Here is a 5,993-nt window from a genome sequence, read left to right as displayed (position 1 = left end):
TCGCGGCCGACGTTCCATCTCTGCCTGCAACCGGTCAGCCGTCCGACGTGAAACTGCGTTTCAGTCTCCCAGCCGACCTTTTACACGAGGCCGTTGGCAATAATTAAATATAAAATTGTTATGAAAAGATTTTACCTGATTCCAGTTTTGTTGTTTTTAATCCTAGTGCTTTGTAGCTGCACAGAGGAAGATTTGCCTAAACCAACACAAAGTGGGGCTAATATGATTGCCTGCAAGGTCAATGGAAAACCTTGGATATCGGAAATCAAATCCCTTTTCGTAAACGGTGAAAAATTCTCAGTAACCTCTGGATATTACGAAAAACCTAATCGTTACTTTGTGCTTTGGGCTAGGCGGGTCAACGATGATGAAAATAGCAGTATACAATTAGCCATTGAAGATTTGAAAAGCACAGGAAGGCAGACATTTGAGGTAAATTCCAACCTTTACCCAGGGAACTATCCAACTAAGAACTATGGCTACTATCAGAACCGAGACAACAGAATGGATACGAAAAATTATGTGACTAACACTAATTATAAGGGTTCAATAAACGTCACCAGGTTTGACACCATCAATTATATAGTATCAGGTACTTTTGAGTTTACAGCAGAAAATCTGGATGGGTCAGGTGAGACGGTTAAAATATCCGATGGACGATTCGATGTGAAATATCGCTAATTAGCATATGTTGAAGAGTTAATTCTTTAGAAACCTGATATGTAAATAAAAATAACTATTGCCAACATTGTGCATAAGCCATGCTACGGCCGACGGCCTTGCACGCCTCATGCACGAGACCGTTGGCGGTCAGTCATAGAATAATATTCATTAAAATGGAAATACTATTAAGGGCAAAGAATTGGCAAATCTTCATCATTCTGTTGGTCGGAATGGCTCTATCAAACACGACCCTAGAGGGCGACCCGACGACTTCCATGATAATAAATTTGATTGGAATCCTGATTTATTTCATTTACCCGTTTGTTATAGGATACTTCTTGCAGGACTTTTTACCAAGGAAGGTTGAGGTAAACAATACCTTTTTCCAAATAAATTTCTTTGTCTGGATTGGAGGTTATCTAACCTTGATGATATTGTCGGACGGACAGGGAATGACTTTAACCGGCCTCGCTGCACTTCCTTTCTTCTACGTATTTTTTGCCTTTCTCTATTATCAAGCATTTCCAGCCAAAGTGTTGAAGTCTGTTGAGATGAAAAAGGAAGTAAGCCTTGGTGACTACTTCAGCGACTTCATACTAATACTTTTTCTGCCATTGGGAATCTGGGTACTACAGCCAAGAATCAATAAAGTTGTAGAAAAAGAGAAAGACGTAGTACAAGCATAAAAAAGACCGTCCGCCAACAACGCATAAACGCCAGCCTACGGCCGACGGCCTCGGCCGTCGTTTATACTAGTCCGTTGGCAAAAATTTTAGACACTTACAACAGACAAGAATTATGTTAGACAATTTATTTAACGGATTAAGGGAAGGTTATTTCCTGAATGAAAGATTCAATCAAGCTTATACCAACGATGTAACTTCAAGCATTATAGAATATCTTTTAACGGTAACAACTGCACAAAACCTTTTGGATTATAAAAATGGGGCTTATGTAATAAACCTTGAGTATGATGCAGACCTATTCTTTAAAAACGCTTTTTTTCCTTATAAGGAAATAGGAGACGGATTGTTCAATAATAAAACAATATCTCGACCAATTGTGAAAGGCCCAACACGACCAGGAAGAATAGATATTGGATTAACACTTGCAGACCAAACATATTACAGTCATTTCGCGAGTAAACATGGAATTGAATTAAAAGGAATTAATCCCACCACGGAATTAGTAATTGAAGATATCGATAGACTTGTAGAATCTATGGAAAATCAATTACAAGACTTTGAAAATTCAATTGAAAGTTGTTACTCAATTTTTGTAAAGAAACTTGGTGGAAATGTCCGTTTATCTAAAGCAGACAGCTTGATGAAAGCAAAAAACAAATTTATTACTGAACTTACTTCTGAAATATCACAAAAAATAAATTTTAATTCAACCCATTTTGAGATTTTTGACAAGGTTTTTACAATAAAATCGACAAATGATTATTCTGATTTATCAGAAGAAGACTTACAAGAATTAGATTCATCTGAAGTTGGTCGAGATACAAAAATTATTTTTGGTGTAGTGGTCAAGATATTTAGGAAATAAAAAACTTTTGCCAACATTGTGCATAAGCCATGCTTCGGCCGACGGCCTTGCACGCCTCATGCACTAGACCGTTAGCCAAAATTTAAAAAATGAAGAACTGCTCTTTCAGACTTGCAGAAAAAATTATCGGCTAGAGTAGCAAAAGCGGGAAAATAAAGAATCAGCAAAAGCTTAAATTACCTTTGCAAATGAAAGTAAGCGCCGCCCGACTTTGACCTGCAAACGTAGCAGAAGCCGCAAAAGTGGAATTGACGTTGCGTTTGCGCAAAAAGAATTTATCAGCAACGCGTGCAGTCCGACTTTCGGAATGCGTTTTCGGCCTGTTTTTCAGAAATTAAGCCAAAAACACGCGGACTGTAAAAGAATGAATTGCGCTCGGCAAGCTGTTTTCGGTCTCCTTTTTGAAAATCAGGCCAAAAACAGAAAAAGCCGTGCGTTCACCACAAAAGAAAAACTTTGGCTAACAAGAGCTAAACGTCATCTCGGCCGACGGCCTTCGCCGTCGTTTAGCCAAGCCGTTGTACATAATTTAAAATATATATGGCCTCAGGTTTTATTAAATTTAGAAATGGAGAAAGCTGGTATGCTAGGTGGTCAAGATATGATTGGGTTCTTGAAAGAATAATGCTTGAATTATGTGAAGATGGTAAAGAAGGAGAATTAAAAGCATGGATAGAGTCTTTGCTACCAGATGAAGATAGAGGAGATATAGAATGTGGTTGGAGCTTTATTAAAGCTACACCTGAAAGCGAAATGGTTACACGGATACTTGACACAAGATTAATGAAGGAAGAATATCAGCAGATTTTTTGGGAAGGTGCTAGAAGGGCAATGGAGAAAGAACCCGACAAGGAAGATGGTATTGGCTTTTTGATTAATCAACTTTATAAAATGTACGAAGAAAGCTTAAATGAAGAATATGTTCCACCAAAACCATTTAATCCAGAAGAAGACGATATAGAAGATTATCAAATAGGGCCAGGCTGGAAATAGAAAAACTATGTACAACATTATATAAACACCATGCTAGGCCGACGGCCTAGCACGTTGTTTATACTAGCCGTTGGGTGTCATTGTAAACATGAGTTCTAGCGGCGGCAAGCAAAAAAATCAGCTATGCCGACAAAAGAATCAGCAAGAATCGCTAAAGTAATTCAGCATAAGAATAGATTACTCTAACAAAAGAAATGAACGCCAGCCGACTTTGACCAGCAGATGTTGCAAAAGAGGAATTGACGCTGCGTTTGAGCAAAAAGAAATTATCAGGAATGCGTGCAGCCCGATTTCTTAAATGCGTTTTCGGCCTCGTTTTCCGAAATGAAGCCAAAAACGGACGACCAGAAAAAGTAAGAGAAGCTAAAGCAAGATTCGCTCGGCAAGATGTTTTCGGACTATTTTACTGAAAACAGGCCAAAAACAGAAAATAATAAATCAGTGGGCGGCGCAAGAAAAACAACGTCACCCAACATTGTGTAAAAGTCATCTCGGCCGACGGCCTTCGCCGTCTTTTACACGAGACCGTTAGCCAAAATTCATAGAAATAAAATAGATGTGTTATTCCGTTTACATAGGCACGACTGAAAAGCAAGAGGTTGGGAAATTTGTACCCAATGAAACGGATATCTATTTTGAAGAGCTTTCAGAAGAGAAAGAAAAAGGTATTCGACCAAAGTTTAAAAACCCGTTCCTGTATTATGTCGGTTCAGACACAAATTGCTCTTGCGGGTTAGTGTTCGACTCAGAAGAATTTGACAACCCCGAAGAGCAGGACAACAAAAAGTCACCGACAAGGCTACTGGAATTCATAAATAAGCGGACTGAAAAAGAAGATTTAGAATTATACTGTTGCTGGGACGGACAATGGGACGACCCAATAAAAGACAGAATAGAACTGGACATTAGAACAATATCGCTCGACAAAAACTACTTTGGCCCTGTATTGAATCAGTTCATTGTATTTAAGAGAAAAAACTAAAAAAGAACTTTGGCTAACAAGGCATAAACGTCAGCCTTCGGCCGACGGCCTCGCCCGTCGTTTATACTAGACGTTATGTGCAATTGTGAATATAGTTCGTAGCTGGCCATTCAGCGATTCAAAAAAAGTCAAAACAAAAAGTTGATTGAAAATTCTGGAGCTAAACCACCGAAAAAGTCCAGCAAAAGTTTTAGATTACCTTAGCAAAAGAAAGCAACAGTAGCCCGACTTTGACCGACAAATTTTGCAGAAGTAGCAAAAGTCGCAGAAGAGGAATTGACCTGGTGTTTGAGCAAAGATGGACGAAAAATGCTTGCAATGCGACGACTCAAAATGCGTTTTGTGCCTGATTTTTAGAAAATTGGTCAAAAACAGGGCGGATAAAGAATTTGGCAAACACTTCGTTTTGCGTTTTAGGCTTGTTTTTCCAAAAACAGGGTAAAAACAGAAAAGAAAAAACAGCAGCTTCGTCAAAGAAAACAACTGCACATAACAACAGCTAAACGCCAGCATCGGCCGACGGCCATCGCCGCCGTTTAGCCTAACCGTTGGGTGTCATTGTAAACATAGGTTCTTGCGTCGGCCAGCATAAAAAATCAGCAATCCCGACAAAAAAAATCAGCAAGACAAGCGGAAATATATCAGCAGAAGAATTAAGTTAGCTTAGAAAAAGTCAGGGAACGCCGCCCGACTTTGACCTGGGAAAGTGGCAAGATTTGCAGAAGAGGAATTGACGCAAAATGCGTGCAAAAGAATTTATCAGCAATGTGCGCAATCCGAATTTTTAAATGCGTTTTCGGCCTCGTTTTCCGAAATGAAGCCAAAAACGGACGACCAGAAAAGTAAGAGAAGCAAAAGCAGGATTCGCTCGGCAAGCTGTTATCGGGCTATTTTCCGAAAAACAGGCCAAAAACAGAAAATAATAAATCAGTAGGCGGCGCAAGAAAAACAACGTCACCCAACATTGTGTAAAAGTCATCTCGGCCGACGGCCTTCGCCGTCTTTTACACGAGACCGTTGGCACACATTTAAAATATAAAAATTATAAAAAAGCTACTTGCAACTATTCTAATCTGCCTTACAGGCATTTTCGGGCAAGCCCAAAGTGTTGCCGATAAGGAATATATTGCTCTGATTATCGATATTCAGCGGAATGATGACCTTCATCCAAGGGATATTTATTATTGGGTAGCAGAATCAAATAAAGTGAACGACGACCTTAAGTTTGATTTCTACCCTCTCTTCCTGAATCTCTTTTACTCAAGCAACTCTTATGACGACTGTTGCCTTGGCAAAGCATCTTCATTCTATACTTTCAATACAAGCTCTAGACTTGAATTCACTAAGGAATTTGAGAATAAGCAGAAAGAGTTTAGAGATTTTCTCAAGAATAATGGAAAGAGGATACAGACAATAAAAAAGGACTTCCAAAACGGCTTCAAGGAAAAGGTCACTATTTATGCCACGCCGTTTACAGCTAAATTGTGCCATTGTGAGGCAAGTGACGACAGGCACTTTCTATCTGTGTATCTGCCCTTTACTGATTTCAAGCCTAATTCCACTTTTTGGAACACGGGACTTTCTTCTAAATTATATACCGATTACTCACAAATGAATCCAAAGTATTAAAGTGTAAAAAGAAAAACGTGTGCCAACATTGTGTAAAAATTATGCGTCGGCCGACGGCCTTGCACACTTTTTACACGAGGCCGTTACCCGCAATTGATAAATTAAAAATCTGAGGCCGCTCCTAAAAAATCAGCGACTTAAGGAAGAAGAAATCAGAAAAGTTAGATTGCCTCAG

The 5,993-nt window shown here is 39.2% G+C and carries 5 protein-coding genes; all 5 read left to right on the top strand.

Going from position 1 to position 5,993, the window contains the following annotated elements; all coding sequences use genetic code 11:
• Positions 1-120: 120 nt before the first annotated feature.
• Entirely contained in the window at positions 121-681 is a 561-nt protein-coding gene (locus FHS90_RS22075; protein WP_153042866.1) for a Riean_0653 family protein, read from the top strand.
• Between the two features lie 155 nt (positions 682-836).
• Positions 837-1,349 carry a hypothetical protein gene (locus FHS90_RS22070; RefSeq protein WP_182514610.1) on the top strand — a complete coding sequence of 171 codons (513 nt, stop codon included), beginning with the start codon at positions 837-839 and terminating at the stop codon, positions 1,347-1,349.
• A 112-nt stretch (positions 1,350-1,461) separates the two neighbouring features.
• Positions 1,462-2,214, top strand: coding sequence for a hypothetical protein (locus FHS90_RS22065; protein ID WP_182514609.1), 753 nt, complete (start codon positions 1,462-1,464; stop codon positions 2,212-2,214).
• Between the two features lie 540 nt (positions 2,215-2,754).
• Positions 2,755-3,207, top strand: a complete 453-nt coding sequence (locus FHS90_RS22060; protein WP_182514608.1) for a hypothetical protein — start codon at positions 2,755-2,757, stop codon at positions 3,205-3,207.
• Positions 3,208-3,763: 556 nt separating this feature from the next.
• Positions 3,764-4,189: a hypothetical protein gene (locus tag FHS90_RS22055; RefSeq protein WP_182514607.1), complete on the top strand. Its 426-nt coding sequence runs from the start codon at positions 3,764-3,766 to the stop codon at positions 4,187-4,189.
• Positions 4,190-5,993: the final 1,804 nt, after the last annotated feature.

It is taken from the genome of Rufibacter ruber (assembly GCF_014138425.1).
Lineage (GTDB): Bacteria > Bacteroidota > Bacteroidia > Cytophagales > Hymenobacteraceae > Nibribacter > Nibribacter ruber_C.
The sequence above is the reverse complement of the archived record's forward strand: the minus strand, read 5'-3'. Positions and strand labels throughout refer to the sequence as shown.

Coding starts and splice junctions, on each gene's coding strand:
- FHS90_RS22075 (WP_153042866.1), top strand. CDS start 121: ATGAAAAGATTTTACCTGATTCCAGTTTTGTTGTTTTTAATCCTAGTG.
- FHS90_RS22070 (WP_182514610.1), top strand. CDS start 837: ATGGAAATACTATTAAGGGCAAAGAATTGGCAAATCTTCATCATTCTG.
- FHS90_RS22065 (WP_182514609.1), top strand. CDS start 1,462: ATGTTAGACAATTTATTTAACGGATTAAGGGAAGGTTATTTCCTGAAT.
- FHS90_RS22060 (WP_182514608.1), top strand. CDS start 2,755: ATGGCCTCAGGTTTTATTAAATTTAGAAATGGAGAAAGCTGGTATGCT.
- FHS90_RS22055 (WP_182514607.1), top strand. CDS start 3,764: ATGTGTTATTCCGTTTACATAGGCACGACTGAAAAGCAAGAGGTTGGG.